The sequence below is a fragment of the Myroides sp. DF42-4-2 genome, assembly GCF_030326445.1.
GTDB lineage: Bacteria > Bacteroidota > Bacteroidia > Flavobacteriales > Flavobacteriaceae > Flavobacterium.
Genome location: NZ_JACAKI010000001.1, coordinates 582,529 through 603,583 on the forward strand (window position 1 = coordinate 582,529; position 21,055 = coordinate 603,583).

The window sequence follows — 21,055 nt, forward strand, 5'->3', positions numbered from 1 at the left end:
TATGATCGTATATTTTAGGCTTTTATATAGTAGTTTTCAATTCGCTTTTAACGCATTGAGAACAAATAAACTAAGAACCCTGCTTTCTCTTTTGGGAGTTACTGTAGGGATTTTTTCCATTATCGCCGTTTTAGCAGCTGTCGATTCAATGGATCGCACTATAAAATCGGAGTTAAGTGGCTTTGATCGCAATATGATTTATGTGTTCAATCACTCCTTTGGACCTTCTGAGATTCCGCGTTGGAAAGTGGATCAGTTCCCCAATGTTACCTATGAAGAATACGACTACTTAAAAAGAAATTTAAGAGGATTAGAGTATGCTTCGTTTAATTTTTTCGTTGGAAATGAAAATATGAAAGCGGAGCATAATTATGTCAATGGCATAATTATTCGGCCGTGTAGTTCTGATATGCAATACCTCGACAACGTTAAAATGGAAAGTGGGCGTTTTTTCAATGAATCGGAATCAGTGAATGGCAATGCTGTGATTGTTATTGGGCATGAAATTGCCCAAACACTTTTTCCAGGTCAAGAGGCGTTGGGGAAAAACGTTCGTTTGTACGGACGTAAATTCGTGGTTATTGGCGTGTTGGAGAAACAAGGCGCTATTTCTATCGGAGGGGGACAGGATGAAACAGCCTATTTGCCAGTAAACCTATTTAGGCAAATGTTTGGCGATAATATTAAGGCTTATACCCCTGTTATTATTGTAAAACCAACTAAATCGGTAGATATCAAGCAATTTAGTGATGATATTACCCTGCGCTTACGCACTTTTAGAGGGTTAAAACCTGGAGAAGATTCGAATTTCTTCGTCAATGAATTTGGTGGATTAATGGAATTTATGGATAATATAATCGGTCAAATGAATCTAGTTGGCTGGATTATCAGTATGTTTTCCCTACTAGTCGGTGGATTTGGAATCGCCAATATCATGTTTGTTTCAGTGAAGGAGCGCACGCATTTAATTGGTATTCAAAAGGCGATTGGCGCCAAACGACGTATTATTTTACTACAATTTTTGTTTGAATCGATTATATTGGCACTTATCGGAGGAGTAGTTGGTATTCTTTTGGTTTGGCTCATTGCCTTAGGGGTTAGTTCCTTGCTTGATTTTCAATTCGTATTGAGCTTTTTTAATATCGCAATCGGTTTAGTCTTGTCGATGATTATCGGATTGATCTCAGGTTATCTACCTGCGCGATCTGCAGCTAAATTAGATCCAGTGGAGGCGATTCGATCGGGTATGTGATTTTAGAGGGGGTAAGTAGGTAGATGAGTAAGTGGTAGTAAGAATAGTAAGAGATAAAAAAAAGTCTTCCCGAAGGAAGACTTTTTTTATGATTAGTGTCTCAATGGACGATTTAAAATCAAATCGAGATATAGATTTACGTTTTTCTTTAATTCTTTACGGTGTGTAATGAAGTCCAAGAATCCGTGCTCTAATAAAAATTCAGAGGTTTGGAACCCTTCAGGTAAATCTTTTCCTGTTGTATCTTTTACGATTCGCGGTCCAGCGAAGCCGATTAAAGCTCCTGGTTCAGCGATATTGATGTCACCTAACATAGCGAATGAAGCCGAAATACCTCCTGTCGTTGGATCCGTACAAAGTGAGATGTAAGGAATCTTAGCATCACTTAGCTGTGTCAACTTCGCAGAAGTTTTAGCCATTTGCATTAATGAAAAACCAGCTTCCATCATACGTGCTCCTCCTGATTTAGAAATCATTAGAAAAGGAATGTTGTGCTTTAAAGAATAGTCAATTCCCCTAGCGATTTTTTCACCTACTACTGACCCCATCGAACCACCAATGAAAGCAAAATCCATGGCTGCAACAACTAGTTTTTCTCCTTTTGAATTACCAACAGCTACACGCACAGCATCGTTCAGTTGCGTTTTTGAAGTAGCTTCTTTTAAGCGATCTACGTATTTTTTTGTATCCTCAAATTTCAACATGTCTTTTGAAGATAAGCTTTTTGCTATTTCTTTGTAATCGCCATTATCAAAAAGAATTTCAAAATACTCTTTACTGCCAATTCGAACGTGGTAACCATCTTCTGGGCTTACCCAAAGATTTTTTTCTAATTCTTCAGAGTCAATTATTTTACCCGTTGGTGATTTATACCATAATCCTTTAGGTATATCCTTTTTATCCTCCGTTGGTGTTTGAATTCCTTTTTCTTTTCTTTTAAACCAAGCCATAAATGTCTGTTTTGTTTATACTATGTTCATAGGTTTCGCAGGAAACTACAACGTGTTTACATTGTTTAAGTCTTTAAATGCCTCTTCTAAACGAGTATTGAAAGTTACTTCTCCTTGTCTTACCCATCCACGAGGATCGTAGTACTTTTTATTCGGTACATCGGCTCCTTCTGGGTTACCTATTTGTGTTTTTAAATAATCAATTTTGGAAGTCATATAATCTCTAATTCCTTCTGTGTACGCAAATTGAAGATCAGTGTCGATATTCATTTTAATTACACCATAGGAAATAGCTTCTCTAATTTCTTCTAAGGATGAACCCGAACCACCGTGGAAAACAAAATCAACAGGATTGTGTCCTAAGTTAAATTTTTTAGCCACGTAGTCTTGTGAGTTTTTTAAGATGATTGGCGTAAGCTTTACATTCCCTGGTTTGTACACACCGTGAACGTTTCCAAAAGCTGCTGCAATAGTAAAACGAGGGCTGATTTTGCTTAGTTCTTCGTAAGCATAAGCCACCTCGTCTGGTTGTGTGTAAAGTTTTGAAGAATCAACACCTGTATTGTCTACTCCATCTTCTTCTCCTCCTGTGATTCCCAATTCAATTTCTAATGTCATACCCATCTTGTCCATGCGTTCAAGGTATTTTTTAGAAATTTCAATATTTTCTTTTATTGGTTCTTCTGATAAATCGATCATATGTGAACTGAATAACGGCTTTCCGTATTTAGCCATATGTTCTTCACTGGCATCTAGTAAGCCATCAATCCAAGGCAATAGTTTTTTAGCACAGTGATCCGTATGTAAAATCACAGACACGCCATAGGCTTCCGCTAAGGTATGTACGTGTTTTGCTCCTGCAATAGCTCCTGCGATAGCAGATTTTTGATTTTCATTTGACAAACCTTTTCCTGCCATGAAAGAAGCACCACCATTCGAAAATTGAATAATAACTGGTGCATTGAGTTTTGCTGCTGTTTCCAATACTCCGTTAATAGTACTAGAACTAGTCACGTTAACAGCGGGTAAAGCAAAACCTTTCTCTTTTGCATAGTTGAATATTTCTTGCACTTGGTCGCCAAATGCTACTCCAGGTTTAATATTGTGTGCCATAGTCGTGTTGTTTAATTTATTGGACAAAAATACTAATTATTATTTGATTAGAATGGATAATTAATACCAACATTCCAGACAGCCTCTTTCAGACTAAATTCTCCAAACCATTTGCGTTTGGTATAAATCGAAGGATCATAGGTTTTGAATCCTGCATCCAATCGGAATACAAAGAAACTAAAGTCATACCGAATTCCCAAACCTGAGCTCACAGCCATGTCCTTTAAGGAACTTAGACCGTTAAAAGTGTAATTTTTATCTTCCACATTATCAAAGACATTCCAAATGTTTCCTGCATCTACAAAAAAGGCAGCATTCCATTTTCCACTGATGTTAAAACGGTATTCTGTGCTGAAGAAGAGCTTCATATTTGCCTCGTTAAAGTCGTTGATTCCCCCACTTTTTCCTGGCCCAAGGCGATAGGACTGCCAACCGCGATTGTCGTTGGATCCTCCTGAAAAATAACTGCGGGAGAACGGAATGGAATTCGCATTGCCATAAGGCACGGCAAGACCTCCAAATAATCGAATCGCCAATACTTGTTGACGACCTAAATCCCAGTATTTGATGTAGTCTAACTCTGTTTTGAGGTACTGTGAATACTCAACGTCAAAGAGCGTTTTCTTTCCTGTGTTTCCCTCTTTGTTGCTTACGCCATTCATAAAGAGGTTGAGTAATCCACCAGCTGCCTCAACTTTGGCGCGTACCATATAGAAACTGTGATCGTTGATCCCCGTACGCGTCGAAGAATTAAAAGTGATGTTTGAGGCTAAGATCAGGTTGTTTTCAGACAGCCTAACTTTTCGCTCTTCAATACTGCGGATTTCACTGTAATCATCTGGTAGAATCCCCATCGGATTTTCCGGAGATAAGGCGTCTTTTATGAATTGATTCGCCCCTTCTCCTTGTATGGATAAATTGTCGTTTTCATCTTTATAATCCGCTGGTACATCGTATGCTTTGGAAATGCTATTTAAGGTGTTATAGGACGATTTGTAAACACTAAAATAATTGTTTGGGTTCGTGTTTCTAACATATTGAATATTAGCTACGTCTACACTAAATGAATTGGTGCGCGACGGATACCAGCTGTAGTTGATAATTCCTGTAAAATTGTCTTTGTCTAATCCAATATTTCGCTGTCTAGCAAAACCAAAACTCATTGCAGTTGTGGGTAACATCGTTTTCGGGATGATTTTATTCGAAGCAAAAGGGAATAAGAAACGAGGGAAGGTCAATTTAACATCAGCTCCATACTCCGTTACATTGAAAAAAACATCATTGGGATTGCTCATCTGACGAGAAGATCCAATGGTTCCCCTTAAACCAAATTCTAAGATCTCCGCTCCTCTAAAGACGTTTCTATACAGCAACCCCATACTCCCTCCAATACCAAAATCTTGAATATTAGAGTGGGTGACATCGAAGGATGGATTAAAAGTCATCTTCTTTCGAGATGTCAGGTAGATATTGCTAATTAGGGTATTGCCTTCTGGATCTGTTGGATCTTCTACATACTCAATAACTGGGTAGTTGAAGATGCGTAAATTACTAATGGAACGAGAGGTTAATATACGTCTCGAATCACTAAAAGTACTTTGAGGTGTGATAAAGATGGCGTCAGTAAGCGCTTTGGGTTTGTATTGTAGTTTCGTTGAACTGTAAATGGAAAAACCATTGTATTGCAGACTGTCCAATACATAGGCTTTGTTCTTAGAAACGTTGTCTGTAAAAATATTTACCTTGCTGATTTGATATATTTTAAAGGGAACTTGGGCAAGGGTGTCTCCTGATTTTACCGTTTGTTGGTCAACAATAAGCACGACATTCGCTTTGTTTTTGCTGTCTAAAATAGTGTCTACCTCATAGCGGATATTGATCTCTTGGAAGTGGTAGGCCCCGTTATTCCTAAAAATAGAGGTCAAGCGTTTGCGCTCTTCTTCAAAGTTAGTAACATCAAATACCGTATTGGTTTTGAGTGTGCTCTTCGCTTTATTATTTTCGTATAAGTCTTTTAGGGCAGGCGTAGAAATGTGATCCGTAATACTGTCAATGTAGTAAGGGGTACCCGTGGTAATATAGTAGGCATTCGTTATTTTCTGATTTGCGCTACGGTTGGTTTTGTTGCTTACTTTGGTGTCAAAATACCCTTTGTTGAAGTAGTAGTTCTTTAAACGCGCCAGTGATTTGCTCGTTTTGAGGCTGTCGTAAAGTACGGGTGGTTCACCTGTTTTGATTAAAAAATTGTTGAAACCCGAAATTATAAAAGACTCTCCTAAGCGGTTAACTTGTTTGCGTGAAAGCAATCCTTCCAAGGCTTTGTCCGTTTTAGGGTGTTTGTCTAACCAAGCGTGGTAGTTGGAATCTGCATCTTGTCGTGCTAAGTTGTATAGATTCAAGCGCAAACGAGTTCCTATCACAGGAAATTTACTATTTGGTTGCTGGTAGAGCTGATTGTGAATTTCTTCTTTTGAGGTTTTCTTATCGTTGACTACAATGGTGTTTTCCATTAATAGATCGCGGTCCTCTGGCACATTCTTCGTCAATGAACACGAAAAAAAATATGCAGAGAGTATAAGAATAAATACTATTTTTGATAAAAATTTGCCCAACTTAATTACATCGATATATACAGATCAAAAATACATTTTTTTATGGTTACCAAAAACCAAATTAAACGAATAAAAAGCCTTCATCAAAAAAAATATAGAAAAGAACACCAATTGTTTATCGCAGAAGGGGTTAAAGTTATTGAAGAACTCTTGCAATCATCTTTTGTCTTAGAGCATTTATACGTGACAAAAGACATGGGGTTTGAAGTAGCTGATAATCAGGTAACCCGTGTGTCTACAGAGGATTTGAAGAAGATGAGTGCCCTAACTACAACGCCAAATTGCCTTGCGGTTTTCCATTGTTTGGAAAGTGAAGCGATTGATTTTTCAGATTGGGTTGTCGCTTTGGATGATATTCGTGATCCTGGTAATTTGGGCACGATTATTCGCTTGTGTGATTGGTTTGGAATTCGTCAATTGCTGTGTTCTCCAGAAACGGTAGACGTTTATAATCCCAAAGTAATTCAGGCAACCATGGGATCCGTTTCTCGTGTGAACATCGTTTATACCGAACTTTCTGACTTGCTTTCTACTCAAGCAGTACCTGTATATGGAACTTTTTTGGGTGGAGAAAATATCTATGAAATGAAGGCGGTACAGCCCGGAGTAATTGTCATGGGTAATGAGGCCAATGGAATTTCATCTACCATTGAACAATTAGTTACGAGAAAAATAACCATACCGCGTTTCGGAGATTTACAACAAACGGAAAGTTTAAATGTTGCTATGGCAACCGCTATTGTGTTAAGTGAATTTAGACGTACGGTTTTTAATGCACTGTAAAGTTTAAGAATATACCTTTTGTTTTCATCGAGCTCACATGCCCCGTCCAAGGACTGTCTGGATTGCGATCGCGAATTAACTCGTCACCTAATCCAAATACACCGCGAATAGAAGGGCTGAATTTAAAGTACTCGAAATAAATATCAATACCTACACCCAATTCATAATTGGTGGTCCACTGTTTCATGCGCCACACACCTTCGTAATTATCGTCGTCAGATTTGTGATTGCTACTCAGGTTTAAGTCAGCTGAAAACCCGCCCAATACATAGGGACGAATATTTCCTGTGCGCAAAGCCGAAAATTTCAATAACAAAGGGAAGTGAATCAGGGTTGTGCTAATTGATTTTGAACTGGAGTTGAGCAATTCCTGAACTGAAGGAAGAGTCTCTATCGGTTTATTGGCGTAATAATCCATAATAAGTGCGCTAGGAAACTTCAAGTCTCGTTTTGAGTACACCAATCCCGGCTCGAAACGCAAGTCTAAGTATTCGGTAATGCGCAAGTTTCCAACAAGCCCCACGTTAAATCCCATGCTACTGCTAACTTGGATTTCGGTATGATCGGTGCCATACTCTTGACTTAAGTGGCGTATTTTATCGTAATACTGTTTATCGTAAGAATAATTGAAATTCAGGAAATTCGAACCAATGTAGTATCCATAGTGGACGCGTTGTTTGTCCCAATCAGCTTTGTTGCGAATGGGATTTTTTCCAAAGATCCACTGTGCAGATACATTTGCAGAGGTGAATAAAATGATAAGTAAAATAAACAGTTTTCTCATAGCTACTTTGAAGCAGAATAAATAGTTGCAATACCCATCGTTTGCGGACGGTGTTTCACAGTCTTAAACCCAACTTTCACTAAAATATTGTTCAACTCTTGTCCAAAAGGAAAATTTTTGGCTGAATCGGATAAATATTTATAAGCATCTTGATCTTTTGAAAACATTTTTCCCATAATTGGCATGATGTTTTTTGTGTAAAAGAAGTACCCTTGCTTAAACGGAAATTTAGTCGGAACTGAGGTTTCTAAGATAATAAAAATTCCATTAGGTTTTAATACTCTTAAAATTTCTGTTAAACCTTTTTCTAAATTTTCAAAATTTCGTATTCCAAAGCCAACGGTAATTGCATCAAAGGAGTTGTCGTCAAAGGGTAAGTTTTCAGAATCACCTTGAATCATGTTAATGCGATTAGAGAGGTTAAGGGCTTCAATTTTCTTTCTTCCCACCTCTAACATTCCTGCAGATAGGTCTAATCCCGTGATTTGTTGCGCGTTTGTTTTCGACAGTAGAATTGCCATGTCACCTGTTCCAGTGGCAATGTCCAAAATGGTAGTTGGATTGGTTTCCGCAACCAGTTTTAAAACTTTTCTTCTCCAGCCTTGATCCGTCCCTAATGAGATCATTCGATTCAAATTGTCATAATTGCCAGAAATTGTATCAAACATTTGCTCAACTTGTTGTTTTTTTCCTAGCTGAGAATCTTTATAGGGCGTAACATTTTTACTCATTGTGAATATTTTTAGGCAAATATAAATAAACTCTAGTAAAAAGTAGGTTTCTAGGACGGAATAAAGCGTGGAGACAAAAAAAGGGAATATCCATTCGATATTCCCTTGTATTATTAAAATTGGATGTACATATGATAGTATTCACCTCCGACAAAATCAAGTTGTTTGCCTTGTACAAAACCCAATCTTGAGTAGAGTTTCATTGCATTTGGATTTTCTAAATCTACAATCAATCCGATTTGTTTGTGTTGTTGCTCTCGCGCAAAATCAGCTGCCGCTTTCAACAGATGACTACCAATGCCTTTTCCTTGTGCTAAAGGAGAAACGGCTACCGTATCGAGATAGTATTCGCCTCCTTCTGTTTCTGGTTCAGGAATCATCTGGTTGTTGTATTTCGTTCGCATCAATTCGAGTACGGGCTCTCTTAGTTTGAGGAAGTCATCTCCGTTATATCCAGTAATGGATCCTACCACATTGTCTTCTTCATCCACTGCAACAAAGGTGTTTTGATAGCTGTATAGGTTATTAGGCTGTTTGAATAGGGTTGTAATAAAGGTAATGGCTTCTTCAATATCTTCTTGTTGAATGAAGCTGAATACGATGTCTTCCATCGCTTGTAGCATTAATTCAGGTACAACATCAAAATCTTCTTGCTGAGCCGGTCTAATGATATACTGCATAACTTTTCTTTTTTGTTTGCTGCAAAGGTAGGAAAGAGTTTGGAGCTCTTCAACAACTTTATTTTTCTTTTAAAAGTCTTTGCCAAACAGGACTTGCATTCTTTATCTTCAAACGCTCTGGGTCAAAAACGGGATTGCGACCTTGCTTGTGTTGTGCGATATAATCATGTAGGGCGACGATAGTTGGTTTGTGGAGGAAGAGGATTACGATAAAGTTGATCCAAGCCATGAGCCCAACGCCTATATCTCCAATGGCCCATGCGACAGAAGATTCGTTGATAGAAGCATAAAACACAGTGGCTAACAACACGAGGCGCATCAACCAACGCAAGATTTTTTTAGGTTCGTCTGTCAAATAATTAAAGTTAGATTCCGCAATAAACACATAGGCCATAATGGTGGTAAAGGCAAAGAAAGTTAAGGCTAAGGCGATAAATTGGCTGGCGATCATTGGAAAGTGAACAGCAATAGCTTTGACCGTATAGGCTGAACCAACGTCAACGCCAGGTACGTTTTCTACAATATAGTTTCCTGCTTGATCAAACACATTGTATTGGTGGGTAAACAAAATCATCAACGCAGTAGCAGTACAGACAAAAAGGGTGTCAACATAAACGGAAAAAGCTTGAACTAACCCTTGTTTTACAGGGTGAGAAGATTCAGATGCGGCAGCGGCATGAGGAGCTGTTCCTTGTCCTGCCTCATTGGAGTAGATTCCTCGTTTAACACCCCAAGCAACAGCAGCACCAAAAATACCGCTGAAGGTCGCTTCTAAATTAAAAGCAGAACGGAAGATTAAGGCAAATATGGATGGAATTTCTTTGACATTAATCGCGATAATGATTACTGCCATAATAATGTAAATCAGCGCCATAAAAGGCACGACTATTTGGGCAATATTACCGATTTTTTTGGCTCCTCCAAAAACGGTCAAACTCAAAACCACACAAATACCAAGGCCTGTTATCCATTGGGGAACATTAAAAGCATCCTTGATGCTAATTGAAATGCTGTTTCCTTGTATACTCGGTAGGAATAATGTACAGCTGATAATGGTAAGAACAGCAAAGATGATGGCTAGTTTTTTGTTGTTTAGCCCTTTTTCGATGTAAAAGGCTGGACCACCGCAATATTGTCCATTTTTTTCTGTCTTGTATATTTGGGCAAGGGTTGATTCAACAAAAGCCGATGCACTCCCTAAAAATGCAATAGTCCACATCCAAAATATGGCACCAGGACCACCATAGGCAATAGCTGTGGCAACACCTACTATATTTCCTACTCCTACGCGTCCCGCAATGGCTATGCTAAAAGCTTGAAAGGGACTTACCCCTTTTTCTGAAGAACCTTCTGTAAATAGTAGCTTAACCATTTGCTTGAGGTAACGCACTTGGATAAAACGCGTTTTAATAGTAAAGAATAATCCAGTTGCTAAACATAAGATGACGAAAACATCCGACCAGATTACATTGTTGATCGCTTTTATTGCTTGTTCCATGTGATTTATTTTGAACTGAAAATAGTAATTATAAATCAATTAACGTTATTTATTTGTTAATATTGTATGTAAAAGCAGTTTGATATTTGTATAGTTTACTTTTTTGTTACGTATTCCTTGTAAAAAAATCGATTTTAATGTATGGTTGTTGTGTAATAAGTAATCTGTCCTTAGATTTTGCTTTGGCTTGTTGTGCTGAACAGGAGTAAATAAGGGGACGTAGAACTATGCATGATAAATAGAAATAAAAAGAGGCTGTCAAATAAGCCTAACAAAATAGAACCCACTTAAGTTTAGGTAGTTTTTTTGTGCTGTACAAGTTTAGTATCCTTAGTTTAGGGCGGAACCTATACAATACAAAAGAGGGTGACCTTTTGGGACACCCTCTTTTTCTATATTAAATTGCAGCTTGTTTATTAGTAGCGGATGCTGAATAAACCTTCTGCTTTGTTTTCTAATTTGTCAAAGCGATCTTTACATTCTTTGATCATTTGGATGGCAGCTGCTTTATCTCCAAAACCGTTTGTAGTCACTTGTTTGTTTTCTAAGTCTTTGTATACTTTGAAGAAATGCTCTACTTCTTTTTTGAAGTGCTCGTTTACATCGTTGATGTCGTTTAATTTGTTCATCAATGGGTCAGAAACAGGAACACATAGAATTTTTTCGTCTTGTCCTTTATCATCTGCCATATAGAAAATACCTACAGGTTTTACTTCAACAACCATTCCTGGAAGAGATGGCTCAGTAAACATAACCAATACATCAAGTGGATCTCCATCTAATGCTAAAGTTTCAGGAATGAAACCGTAGTCTGCTGGGTATCTCATGTTTGAGTAAAGTAAACGGTCGAATCTCAATCGTTTTAAATCGAAATCATATTCATATTTATTTCTACTACCTGCTGGAATTTCAACAAAGGCGTCAAAAGTTTCGAATGTACTCATATTCATTTATTTTATAATCAAATAACTTAATAATGGGGGCAAAAATACTTCAATTCGTGCGTTTTAGCAAGTATATTTTTTATTATTAGAAATAAATTGCAAATGAGCCTCGAATGGCAAACTTTCGAGCGTCAGGCATGTCCAAATAATTTCCTCTCCAGCTTAAGTCAAGTCTAAATACCTTGAATATATTACCAATTCCAACGTAGTATTCATAATAGAAGTCCTCTGGTGCTTTATAAACCAATTGAGAGGCATTGAGGTCTATATTTTCTTGGGAGATCTTTCCGTAAATTCCCCTAAAGCCTACGATTTCTCTTAGGTTTAGGTCTCTAAACCACGGGATTCTCGAGAGTAATCGACCGCCAAAATTGTGTTCTAAGTGAATAGAAGCATATTCATTGGTTACAAATTCATAGTAGTTTAAGTTGGCAAAGGTATTTTCGATGTTAAACCACGATTGGTTTCCGGGTACCACACTCAGTAGGCCCAGCGGTACTTCGCCAAATGTTTTTCCTGCTTCAACAGTCGTTGTAAAAGTCCCAAATCCGCCGAGTAGAATTGGTTTTCTCGCGTATAATTGCAACTTGTCATACTGGAAATTACTGTCAAAAGCCCCTTTAAATCCATGGCTATAACGCAGGTATAATTTCAAGTATTTTTGATCTATTTCGTTTCGATCCACCCCATATCCAATAGTTCTCTTTCCAGGCGTATAGTCTACTGCCATTTCAATCTCCGATTGTTTGGTTTCATTTGAAATCAGCGTTCGTTCTTTGTCAATATAGTAATCGAGATTAAAAAGATCCGAGGCTGGTTTTAGTGTTCGGTAGCTAAAGGTGGTTAAGAAACGCAAGTTCTTTACGGGTTCAATTTCCAAACCGACAGTTGATAAATTAATATCCGTCAGTTTAGAGTTGTCTCCACTAGCAAAAAGGGAGCTAGAGGCGAAACTTCGTCCCAATACGTCGTTGGTTTCCGTTAAACTTACCCCGATTTGTTCTACATCTCGACGATTTCCTCCAAATAGAATAAATCGAGAAGGACTGTGTAGTAGGAGTCTACCGCTCATTCCGTATTTGAATTTATTATCTTTAAAACCATAGGCCCCATAACCTTCTAACCTCCATTTGTCATTCGGTCCAAAGTACGTTCGCCCTCCTGCACGCAGGCGCAAGCCCTCAATATCATTATAACCAAAGGTGGAGAAAATCGGACCATAGTCTAACTTATACTTCGGAATGTTGTAGTAATTACTCGCGATAGTAGAGGTTAAGTTAAACAAAAACCTAAATTTTGGTACAGTTTTCAGCGTATCTAACATTTTGTAGATCCCGTATTCATCTTTACTTAAAGATTCAAAGCGGTAGGTCTGCCAAAACTCATCCGATCGACTGTAGATCGACTCATCGTATTGGTTGACATCCACGCGATAGAAATCATCTGGATGTTTGATATTGAATTGGTGATTCTGGTATATCGTGGTGCGTTTTCCGTAAATACCCTTTGATTTTTCCTTTTTTGACAAGGCAAAATCAGACATAAAATGGTCGCGTGTCAACAAGAAAACGGAATCATTTAGCACATCAAATTCCTGTTCAATATAGATTTCTTTGATCCAGTTGATGTTGGCATCTCGGCTGGCTTCCATATTGATTTTTTTGATGGCAAAGGTGGAGTCATTCACCCAAAAGTCTCCTTTAAAGGTAAGTTCCCCTTTTCGTCTAGGATAATAGACAATATTGTAACACCATTTGTCATCAATATAAGCACTATCTGCTAATACGTAATTGTACACGTTAATTCCAGTACGCGACAAGGGGCTGACAAAGTCTTTGTCAAATATTTTAATATAGTTGTTATAGATGTTATATTCAGCATATAAATCTTTTACGAACTCAATTATGTGTTGGTTTGTATCGAATCCGGAGTTTTTGTTCCCCAGGGTTTTTTCAATTTTTTTGTTGCCTAGATTATCTCCGTAAACCTGTCCAATATTTTCATTGATAAAGATAGGAAGGTAGGTTTTACCCGTGATGCGGTTGGTATCCACTTGATCGAAGATAAATTCCATCCCCCTGAAAATTTTGCTTTTGCGATAAGCGCTGTCGATAGAGTTTAGGTCGAATTCAATTTTTTCGTATTTGTCAAATTCGTATTGATCAAACATATACAAGCCATTTTTGCGCTTGCGCTCCCATATTTTTCTTAAAATATCGAGGGCAGGGTTGTTTTTTTTGGAGGTTTTTCCCGTGAAAATACGCACCTCTTCCAACATATTATCTTCCTCTAATGTGATGGTTAAGTCAAGATTACTATGGCTTTTAAGCGGAACATAGGTTGTTTTATAGCCAACGAAAGACACCACTAGCGTATCGTAGTTTTTTTCAGTTTCCAAATAAAACTTTCCAACCTCGTTAGCGATGACACCTTGGGTAGAATGCTTGAAATATACACTGGCATAGGAAACCTCTACATTGTTGCTATCTTTAATTTTACCACTTACTTTTGTTTGTGCAAAACCTTGGAAATGAGCAAATAAAAGGGGAATTAGGTAAAATAATATGTTTTTCTTCATAGTCAATATTAGGCATAAATACAAAAAACTCCATCCTATAAGATAAGATGGAGTAATTCAAATATACAATTTTTTTTTACTTAAAAAAGTTTATCTGTATAGTACTTTTTTCACTGCCTTGATTACGTCATTGGAGTTCGGTAACCATTGCTCTAGCAATACAGGTGAATAAGGTGCAGGGGTATCTGCAGTAGTAATTCTCTGGATTGGAGCATCTAAGTGATCGAAAGCCTGTTCTTGGACTAAGTAAGTAATCTCTGACGATACACTTCCAAATGGCCAAGCCTCTTCCAAAATAACCAAACGGTTGGTTTTCTTTACTGAAGTTAAGATGGCTTCTTGATCCATTGGACGAACCGTACGCAAATCAATTACCTCACAAGAGATTCCGTCTTTCTCTAATTCTTCAGCCGCTTTTAATGCCTCTTTGATGATTTTACCAAACGACACAATTGTCACGTCTTTTCCTTCTCTCTTAATATCAGCAACTCCAATAGGAAGCGTGTATTCTCCTTCAGGAACTTCTCCTTTATCCCCATACATTTGCTCTGACTCCATAAAAATAACAGGGTCATTGTCGCGAATTGCTGATTTCAATAATCCTTTTGCATCATAAGGAGTAGAAGGAACTACCACTTTTAAACCTGGTACGTTGGCAAACCAATTTTCAAAGGCTTGTGAGTGCGTAGCACCTAATTGTCCAGCTGAAGCAGTTGGTCCGCGAAATACAATGGGAATGTTGAATTGACCACCTGACATCTGACGCATCTTAGCTGCGTTGTTTATTATTTGGTCGATTCCTACTAAAGAGAAGTTGAATGTCATAAATTCAACAATCGGACGGTTTCCATTCATGGCAGAACCAACAGCAATCCCCGCAAAACCTAGTTCTGCAATAGGAGCGTCAATTACGCGTTTAGGACCGAATTCGTCCAACATACCTTTTGAAGCTTTATAAGCACCATTATATTCAGCTACTTCTTCTCCAATTAAATATATGGTTTCATCGCGACGCATTTCCTCGCTCATAGCTTCACATACGGCCTCTCTAAATTGAATCGTTCTCATAAGTTCTTATTTTCCGTAAAATTATTCAATAGTCACAAAAGTATGAAAAAATATCATTACAACGCTTATGTTCTATTCTGTTTTGTTTTTTTTAACTGCGTCTTTGAATTGTATAAGTTTTTGGGCGGAAATAGGGCAATTACAAGCTCGGTACTTGCAGATTTAATGGGCTTCTTTCACAAGTATCCCTCCTATTGCCCCTATACTTTTGCCTGCTGTCTGATGAGATTACCCAAGCAAAAAAAAGATTCTGTAGTCCGAAATTGGATGTTTGTGACAACAAATCATCAACTACCTTATCTTGTTCAATGCTATAGGTGAGCGTATTGGTTGCTATATAAAGTGGGGATTCACTCTTTTCTTAGTGTTTTTTTTTGTTTTAGTATTCGAAGTTAACCCTGTGTTTTAGAAGAAGAATTGTGGACTTTTGTGGAAATAATACACAATATGATGTTGTTTTGCCGATTTGAATAAATTAGTTGTAAATGTTTTTTTTACTGATATATATTTGTACGGTAAAACATTAAAAAAAACAGAATTATGTTAAGAAAAGCAAAAGTAGTACTGGTTTGTGCGATGGTCTCTATGGGACTATTTTCATGTAGTAGTGATGATAATACATCGAGCAATGCTGCATATGAAGTTGTAGCTAAAACATCAGATAATGCCGTATTGAGAAATATTGTTGTTGTTGAAGGAGATGGAACAACAGAATCAATTGCCGATCTAGGTAAAAAAGAATGGTCAAAATCATTCGCAGGGAACAAAATTGTAGCGGTTTCTGTTACAGCACAAACAATTGATTCGGAAGATAATAATGGTGAATTGACGTTGGAAGTTGTACAAGGAGGGAAAGTAATCAAAACATCGAAGGCTAACGGAAGCGTGCTTGTTGCTAATATTTCGATGTAAGTAACAATTGTTTTGTACAACCTAAACCAAGGTGAAAGAAATAAAAGGAAGAGTTCAGTCAAACTGAACTCTTTTTTTGTTTCATTCAACACTGCTGTTTTTAACTAAAGCAAAATTTTTTTTATAGATAAAATTAAAACATTATTCAGAAGAAAGTTCGATCTAAGCTAAATGATCTCGATCGCGTGGATTGCGTTTTGTTTGAGTCTTGTTCGAGTCATGTTCGAGTCAGCTTCGGTAAATCGGGGTTAAACCCCCGTAAATCCGCATGTTTACCGAAGAAGACCCGAACAAAAGTAAAACCAAACCAAACAAACGGCTGAATAACAGTTGTTTGTGTTGTTTGTTGAAGGAAAAAAAAGCCCTTTTGTGCTTTTTTCTTCCCTATCATGGAAAAACACGGAAGGGGACAGTTCAGGTTCATTTGGACTGATGTAGGTTTATAGCGTATTCATGTAGAAGGCGAATAGAACAAAACGATTGTGAAAAAATAGTAATCCGCGCGATCGGAGTCTAACATTCGTTTTACTTGCAAGAATAATTAATCAAAGAAAAGAGCCCCGTTTTATACCATACAAAGAGGGTGCCCTTTTGGGGCACCCTCTTTGTATGTTTCGCTCTTCATCTTTTATAATTTTTTTAGGTTGACGGTTCAGTATGCCACTCTTGTGGCTGTATAGGAATGTCGAGTTGATAAAATAGCGCATGCAAAGCTTGAATGCGTTCTTCATTGTTTTTGGCTCTGTAGAAATCTGTAAAAATGCGTTGTAAGTCAGGGACTTGAATATCTTGTATTCTATTTTTAATTCTTGGTAGGTAGTGTTGGTGAATATTATAATAGTAGGTAATAACTTCACTTATTACTGTATTTAAAATATAAGTGCAACAGTTAGTATCTGTTTGCAAAATATCTGTAGCGTCCTCCAGTAAAGTAGTAATATAATAGCGTTGTTGTTGTAATTCTTCTGTTGAATACTTTCTTGGCGTTTGAAGATAATAATGGGCAAGTTTGAGGAGATCCTTTAGGTATTCTTGACCAAATAGAACGATACTAGTCGTTAACAGATGAGCTGTCGAAGGCCGATTCTTTTTATGCTCTTCTATAAAATAGTTCTTAATATGCTCTGGATTGTTTATGAATATATCGCAAGCAATTTGGTTGAAATATTTAAAGTGTCGCTGCCTAAATGAAGCATCATGGATTACATGAATATCTAGATCACTGTTTGTATTGTGTTGATTTCTAACAATACTGCCTCCTACAAGGATTGCTTTTGGATTAAAATTTTGGCTTATCCATTCTTGAGCTTGCTTTAATGCTTGTTTGTGTTTGTTCTCCATTATATTTAATTATTCGTGTAATACAACCATTTTTGTATTAAATGATGAGAAATTTCTTCTGTAACGCTGAATCCTAGTTCTTTTATGTATATAAATGGGGATTTGTTAAGTGTCGATAAGTTTTGAAATCCATCTAGTAAGTCATATTCGAAACCAGGAATAAGAGAACTTGTAATTTGTGAAAAATAGTAAGGAATCGCTCTGTTTACTAGTTTGTCAGCATGGCGTTGTTCATAATTTTCTAAAGAGAGTTTAGGGTAACAACCGTCAAGTATTTTTTTAGGAATACGATATAAGGGATACCAAAGTTGCGTATGATCTATTTCTCTAATAGGAAATGGAAGTGGCAATTTTCCTTTTGATACTTGAAAGATAGATTCTGCCAGTAAATCTTCTAGATTTAATCCAGTTATCATTGCTTGCGCGTTGTGGGTCTTTGAATAGTGTTGTAGCACTTTTCTTATTACAAAAGTGCCTAATACATCTAGGTCACTGTCTTTAAAAACGTCAAAAAAATCTGTATCCCAAGTAAGAGCATTCTTTTTACCTATGATCTTGCATATTTCGTTGGGAGCAACAATATTGAGTTGTATATCTGCTTCTTTGCATATGTATTTGGCTCTATCTACTGCTAGATCCCACACATCTAAACCACAACACATAACAGCGATAAGTTGAGTTTTATGGATCTTTTTTACCTGTAGTAAAGCTTTTAGTAGAGTGTTTGAGTCACCACCACCACTTATTCCAACTATGATTGGGCGATTATCTATACTAATGTTATTAAAAAAAGCTGTAACTTTTTTATAGATAAAGTCAAAACATTGCTCAGAAGAAAATTCAATGTAGGCTAAATAGTCGAAATTTTCAGATTGGAAGATGTATTCAGTTGATTTAGTGCTATTATAGCTTACGAGATAATTCTTTAGTATCACTTTCGGCAGATTTATATTTCGATTGGTCTGTAAGATTATTGCATCATAATTGTCTAAAATGTAATCATCAATTGTAGTATTAAGTGTTTTAGGAAGTATTTTTAGTCTATCTCCTTTTTGACCATAGAAATTAATGGACTGAAATGGTAATTTGTTTACTAGACAGATATTTTCTAACGTTTGTTGTTTATCATAGTTTAAATCAAATTTTCCTTGAGCTGTATTGAGGATTATATTCATCGTCTTTAGGTTTTTTTAGGGGAAAGCTTCACAAACCTCCCCCTTGTATTACTAATTATTACTAAGAATTATTTGTTCGAATAATTACATGGATATAATATTTGAACTTGTTCCACAAAGACAACAAATTTTAGAATCTGTTAAATATGGTTGTTGATTTTTGTACGCAGATTCAACTGTTTGAATTGCGTTGGATGGAATAGGAGCAGAACTTTCCCATTTTCTGATTTTTAATAATGTTTGCAACATATATAGATTTAAAAAATTGTATTGGGTAGTAGACTAGAGTTAAAAAACAGGAATCAAATAGGTTGCCAATTAAGGGGCAAGGGAGAGATTTAGTTGATATAGTAATACTTTTAGATGTATATATGTTTCTTTTGAATATTCGGGTCTATACTTACGTGATTTACTTTTAGAAGTAATAAGATTAGAATTAAAAAAGTATAGGATAGTCTAAGCTTTATTCTGGTTTAGTTGATGCGCTTTATTTTTATCTAGTTCGAATTAAATTGCAAACTTTTTAAGTTTTTGTCTTTTGTTTTCCAAACGATAGAAAAACACGGAAGGGGACAGTTCAGGTTCATTTGGACTGATATAGGTTTATAGTGTATTCATGTAGAAGGCGAATAGAACAAAACGATTGTGAAAAAATAGTAAACAGTAAACAAAGTAAATTATGGCAGAAATTAAAAGAGGGATTTTAGGTGGCCTAAGTGGAAAGGTAGGTAATGTAGTAGGTGGCAAAATCCCAATCGCGCGGGAATCCGTACGTTAGCATCATTATGGATTCACAATGAAGTACTCTCAAGAAAACTTGTTTCGTCCTGATGTAGCTGTACAGTTCTTGTTCATACTCTTGTTGTCTACTATACAGCTGTTTTTATATTCTTTTTAAATATGTGTTTAAGTTCGATTTATTCACTAATCAAACTTTAATAGTTTAATTCGTTATTATTTCTAGTAATATCCTATGTTTAATCTTATTTTGTTGTATTATTGATTATTATTTTATGTTTAATTTGTTTAATTGTATTTATTTATTCTTTTTGTTTGAGCTTTTTATTTTGTATTAAAAATGTTTTTTTTTGCGGAAAATTTGAATCGTATTATTTTAATGGCAACCAATTTGATTTGATTGTAAATGTAAATTATTTGGATAGATGCGATTCTATTGAGTTAAATATTAAGAAATTCTATAGTATTTTATCTGATGAAGGAGTTGTTGTTGGTTGCACGCCTTTGAATTTTCAGCATAAAGAGGCGTGGGACATTTTTAAGGATGTTAATGATTTCAAGCAAGTACTAAAAGATTCAGGTTTTAATATTATAGATTTTTTTGATAATCTTGTTTATAAAGAAATTATGGATGCTAGAGAATCATTTGAGGAGTATAAAGTTATTTGTTATGTAATTAAAAAGCAGAAAAATTAACGACATGAGAGAAAAAGTAGCATTAGTATTTGGTGGTAAATCGATGGAACATGATATTTCTTTGATTTCTGCATCCAATATATATAATGGTTTTGATAAAGCTAAGTTTGATGTTGTTCTTTTAGGAAATAATAAGGAAGGAAAATGGTTTTATAATAAGCAGTATTCAACATTGACTAGTATTGATTTAGTAGAGAAGGATTATTTTTCTCAGGCTAAACAGGTGTATTTACGAGGGAAAGGTCGAGTAGGAGAAATATTAGATGCAGAGACCCACGAATTACTTAGCTGCTTTGATTTTGTATTTCCTATTATACATGGAACTTTTGGTGAAGATGGGACAATACAAGGCTATTTTAAATTTTTAAACATTCCATTTGTCGGATCAGCTGTATTAGCATCAGCGATTTGTATGGACAAAGAAATAACTAAGCGAGTACTTAGGGATTGTGGAATTCCTATCACTCGTTTTGTTGTTTTGCCTTATGCAAATAGAAATAAGGTGTCCTTTGATGACGTTGAAAAAATAGTAAATAAACCAATGTTTGTTAAACCTTGTAATGCTGGCTCGTCTGTTGGAGTAAGTAAAGTATACACGAAAGAGGAATTTCAAAAAGCACTGAATCTTGCCTTTTCTTTTGACAAAAAAGTTTTAATTGAGGAAGCCATTGAAGGTAAAGAGATTGAGTGTGCTATTTTGGGAAATGAACATCCTATATCATCTGCTTTAGGTGAAATTGTACCACTCGCTGACTTTTATTCTTATGAAGTAAAATATTGCAATACTTCAGCTGCGCGAATGAAGATTCCTGCAGATATCCCAAAAAAACTTTCAGATGAAATAAGAAGCGTTGCAGTAAAATCTTATCAAATTACAGGATGTGAAGGTTTTGCTCGAATTGATTTCTTCCTGAAAAAAAATGGCAGTTTTGTTGTAAACGAAATTAATACTTTACCTGGATTCACTGCTTACAGTATGTATCCTAAACTCTTTGAATATGCTGGAGTTTCTTTGACAGAATTGCTTACTTCTATTCTGACTTTAGCAAGTAATAAATACAAAAGGATGTAAAGCAGTTCATCTGCTGTTGACAATCCTTTATTTTATCTTTACATTGTTAAATTGCAAACTTTTTAAATTTTTGTCTTTTGTTTCAATAAATGGATATTTGATGGGGGTAATTCCACAAAAGATATTGA

The 21,055-nt window shown here is 36.2% G+C and carries 17 protein-coding genes; 5 read left to right on the top strand and 12 right to left on the bottom strand.

Annotation, left to right across the window (positions count from 1 at the left end):
- Nucleotide 1: 1 nt before the first annotated feature.
- Entirely contained in the window at nucleotides 2–1,252 is a 1,251-nt protein-coding gene (locus HX062_RS02530; RefSeq protein ID WP_286466284.1) for an ABC transporter permease, read from the top strand.
- Between the two features lie 92 nt (nucleotides 1,253–1,344).
- On the opposite strand, the gene accD is transcribed toward HX062_RS02530, so the two are convergent.
- From accD to tamL, 3 genes are read right to left on the bottom strand one after another with little or no spacing between them, the layout of a single operon-like run.
- Nucleotides 1,345–2,202 carry an acetyl-CoA carboxylase, carboxyltransferase subunit beta gene (gene accD / locus HX062_RS02535; protein WP_182625624.1) on the bottom strand — a complete coding sequence of 286 codons (858 nt, stop codon included), beginning with the start codon at nucleotides 2,200–2,202 and terminating at the stop codon, nucleotides 1,345–1,347.
- Between the two features lie 45 nt (nucleotides 2,203–2,247).
- The gene (gene fbaA, locus HX062_RS02540; RefSeq protein ID WP_182625625.1) at nucleotides 2,248–3,315 is read right to left on the bottom strand and encodes a class II fructose-bisphosphate aldolase; all 1,068 of its coding nucleotides are present in this window, start codon (nucleotides 3,313–3,315) and stop codon (nucleotides 2,248–2,250) included.
- Between the two features lie 47 nt (nucleotides 3,316–3,362).
- Complete coding sequence (gene tamL, locus HX062_RS02545; protein WP_502888496.1) at nucleotides 3,363–5,861, bottom strand: translocation and assembly module lipoprotein TamL; 2,499 nt, start codon at nucleotides 5,859–5,861, stop codon at nucleotides 3,363–3,365.
- A gap of 108 nt (nucleotides 5,862–5,969) precedes the next feature.
- Between tamL and HX062_RS02550 the strand changes: the two genes are divergently transcribed.
- A complete protein-coding gene (locus HX062_RS02550) occupies nucleotides 5,970–6,710 on the top strand; it encodes a TrmH family RNA methyltransferase (RefSeq protein WP_286466288.1) in 741 nt (246 codons plus the stop codon).
- Here HX062_RS02550 and porT read toward each other — a convergent pair.
- From porT to HX062_RS02585, 7 genes are all read right to left on the bottom strand, one after another.
- Nucleotides 6,697–7,494 (bottom strand): type IX secretion/gliding motility protein PorT/SprT, encoded by a 798-nt coding sequence (gene porT / locus HX062_RS02555; protein ID WP_182625628.1) that lies wholly within the window; start codon nucleotides 7,492–7,494, stop codon nucleotides 6,697–6,699. The genes HX062_RS02550 and porT overlap by 14 nt on opposite strands.
- Nucleotides 7,495–7,496: 2 nt before the next feature.
- Nucleotides 7,497–8,225 (bottom strand): bifunctional demethylmenaquinone methyltransferase/2-methoxy-6-polyprenyl-1,4-benzoquinol methylase UbiE, encoded by a 729-nt coding sequence (gene ubiE, locus HX062_RS02560; protein ID WP_182625629.1) that lies wholly within the window; start codon nucleotides 8,223–8,225, stop codon nucleotides 7,497–7,499.
- Nucleotides 8,226–8,338: 113 nt separating this feature from the next.
- Entirely contained in the window at nucleotides 8,339–8,905 is a 567-nt protein-coding gene (locus tag HX062_RS02565) for a GNAT family N-acetyltransferase (protein ID WP_182625630.1), read from the bottom strand.
- A 58-nt stretch (nucleotides 8,906–8,963) separates the two neighbouring features.
- The gene (locus HX062_RS02570; RefSeq protein WP_286466290.1) at nucleotides 8,964–10,403 is read right to left on the bottom strand and encodes an alanine/glycine:cation symporter family protein; all 1,440 of its coding nucleotides are present in this window, start codon (nucleotides 10,401–10,403) and stop codon (nucleotides 8,964–8,966) included.
- A 416-nt stretch (nucleotides 10,404–10,819) separates the two neighbouring features.
- The gene (locus HX062_RS02575; RefSeq protein WP_182625632.1) at nucleotides 10,820–11,347 is read right to left on the bottom strand and encodes an inorganic diphosphatase; all 528 of its coding nucleotides are present in this window, start codon (nucleotides 11,345–11,347) and stop codon (nucleotides 10,820–10,822) included.
- A gap of 85 nt (nucleotides 11,348–11,432) precedes the next feature.
- Nucleotides 11,433–13,925, bottom strand: a complete 2,493-nt coding sequence (locus tag HX062_RS02580; RefSeq protein ID WP_286466291.1) for a DUF5686 and carboxypeptidase-like regulatory domain-containing protein — start codon at nucleotides 13,923–13,925, stop codon at nucleotides 11,433–11,435.
- Between the two features lie 90 nt (nucleotides 13,926–14,015).
- A complete protein-coding gene (locus tag HX062_RS02585) occupies nucleotides 14,016–14,993 on the bottom strand; it encodes a pyruvate dehydrogenase complex E1 component subunit beta (protein WP_182625634.1) in 978 nt (325 codons plus the stop codon).
- A 540-nt stretch (nucleotides 14,994–15,533) separates the two neighbouring features.
- Here HX062_RS02585 and HX062_RS02590 point away from each other — a divergent pair.
- Nucleotides 15,534–15,905, top strand: a complete 372-nt coding sequence (locus HX062_RS02590; RefSeq protein ID WP_182625635.1) for a hypothetical protein — start codon at nucleotides 15,534–15,536, stop codon at nucleotides 15,903–15,905.
- 639 nt (nucleotides 15,906–16,544) lie between these two features.
- Here the strand turns inward: HX062_RS02590 and HX062_RS02595 are convergent.
- Both HX062_RS02595 and HX062_RS02600 read right to left on the bottom strand, forming a co-directional pair.
- Nucleotides 16,545–17,246 (bottom strand): nucleotidyltransferase domain-containing protein, encoded by a 702-nt coding sequence (locus HX062_RS02595; protein ID WP_286466293.1) that lies wholly within the window; start codon nucleotides 17,244–17,246, stop codon nucleotides 16,545–16,547.
- 5 nt (nucleotides 17,247–17,251) lie between these two features.
- Complete coding sequence (locus tag HX062_RS02600) at nucleotides 17,252–18,421, bottom strand: tRNA lysidine(34) synthetase (RefSeq protein WP_286466295.1); 1,170 nt, start codon at nucleotides 18,419–18,421, stop codon at nucleotides 17,252–17,254.
- Nucleotides 18,422–19,576: 1,155 nt separating this feature from the next.
- On the opposite strand from HX062_RS02600, the gene HX062_RS02605 reads away from it, so the two are divergent.
- Complete coding sequence (locus HX062_RS02605; RefSeq protein WP_286466296.1) at nucleotides 19,577–19,855, top strand: hypothetical protein; 279 nt, start codon at nucleotides 19,577–19,579, stop codon at nucleotides 19,853–19,855.
- 4 nt (nucleotides 19,856–19,859) lie between these two features.
- The gene (locus HX062_RS02610) at nucleotides 19,860–20,927 is read left to right on the top strand and encodes a D-alanine--D-alanine ligase family protein (RefSeq protein WP_286466297.1); all 1,068 of its coding nucleotides are present in this window, start codon (nucleotides 19,860–19,862) and stop codon (nucleotides 20,925–20,927) included.
- Nucleotides 20,928–21,055 lie beyond the last annotated feature (128 nt).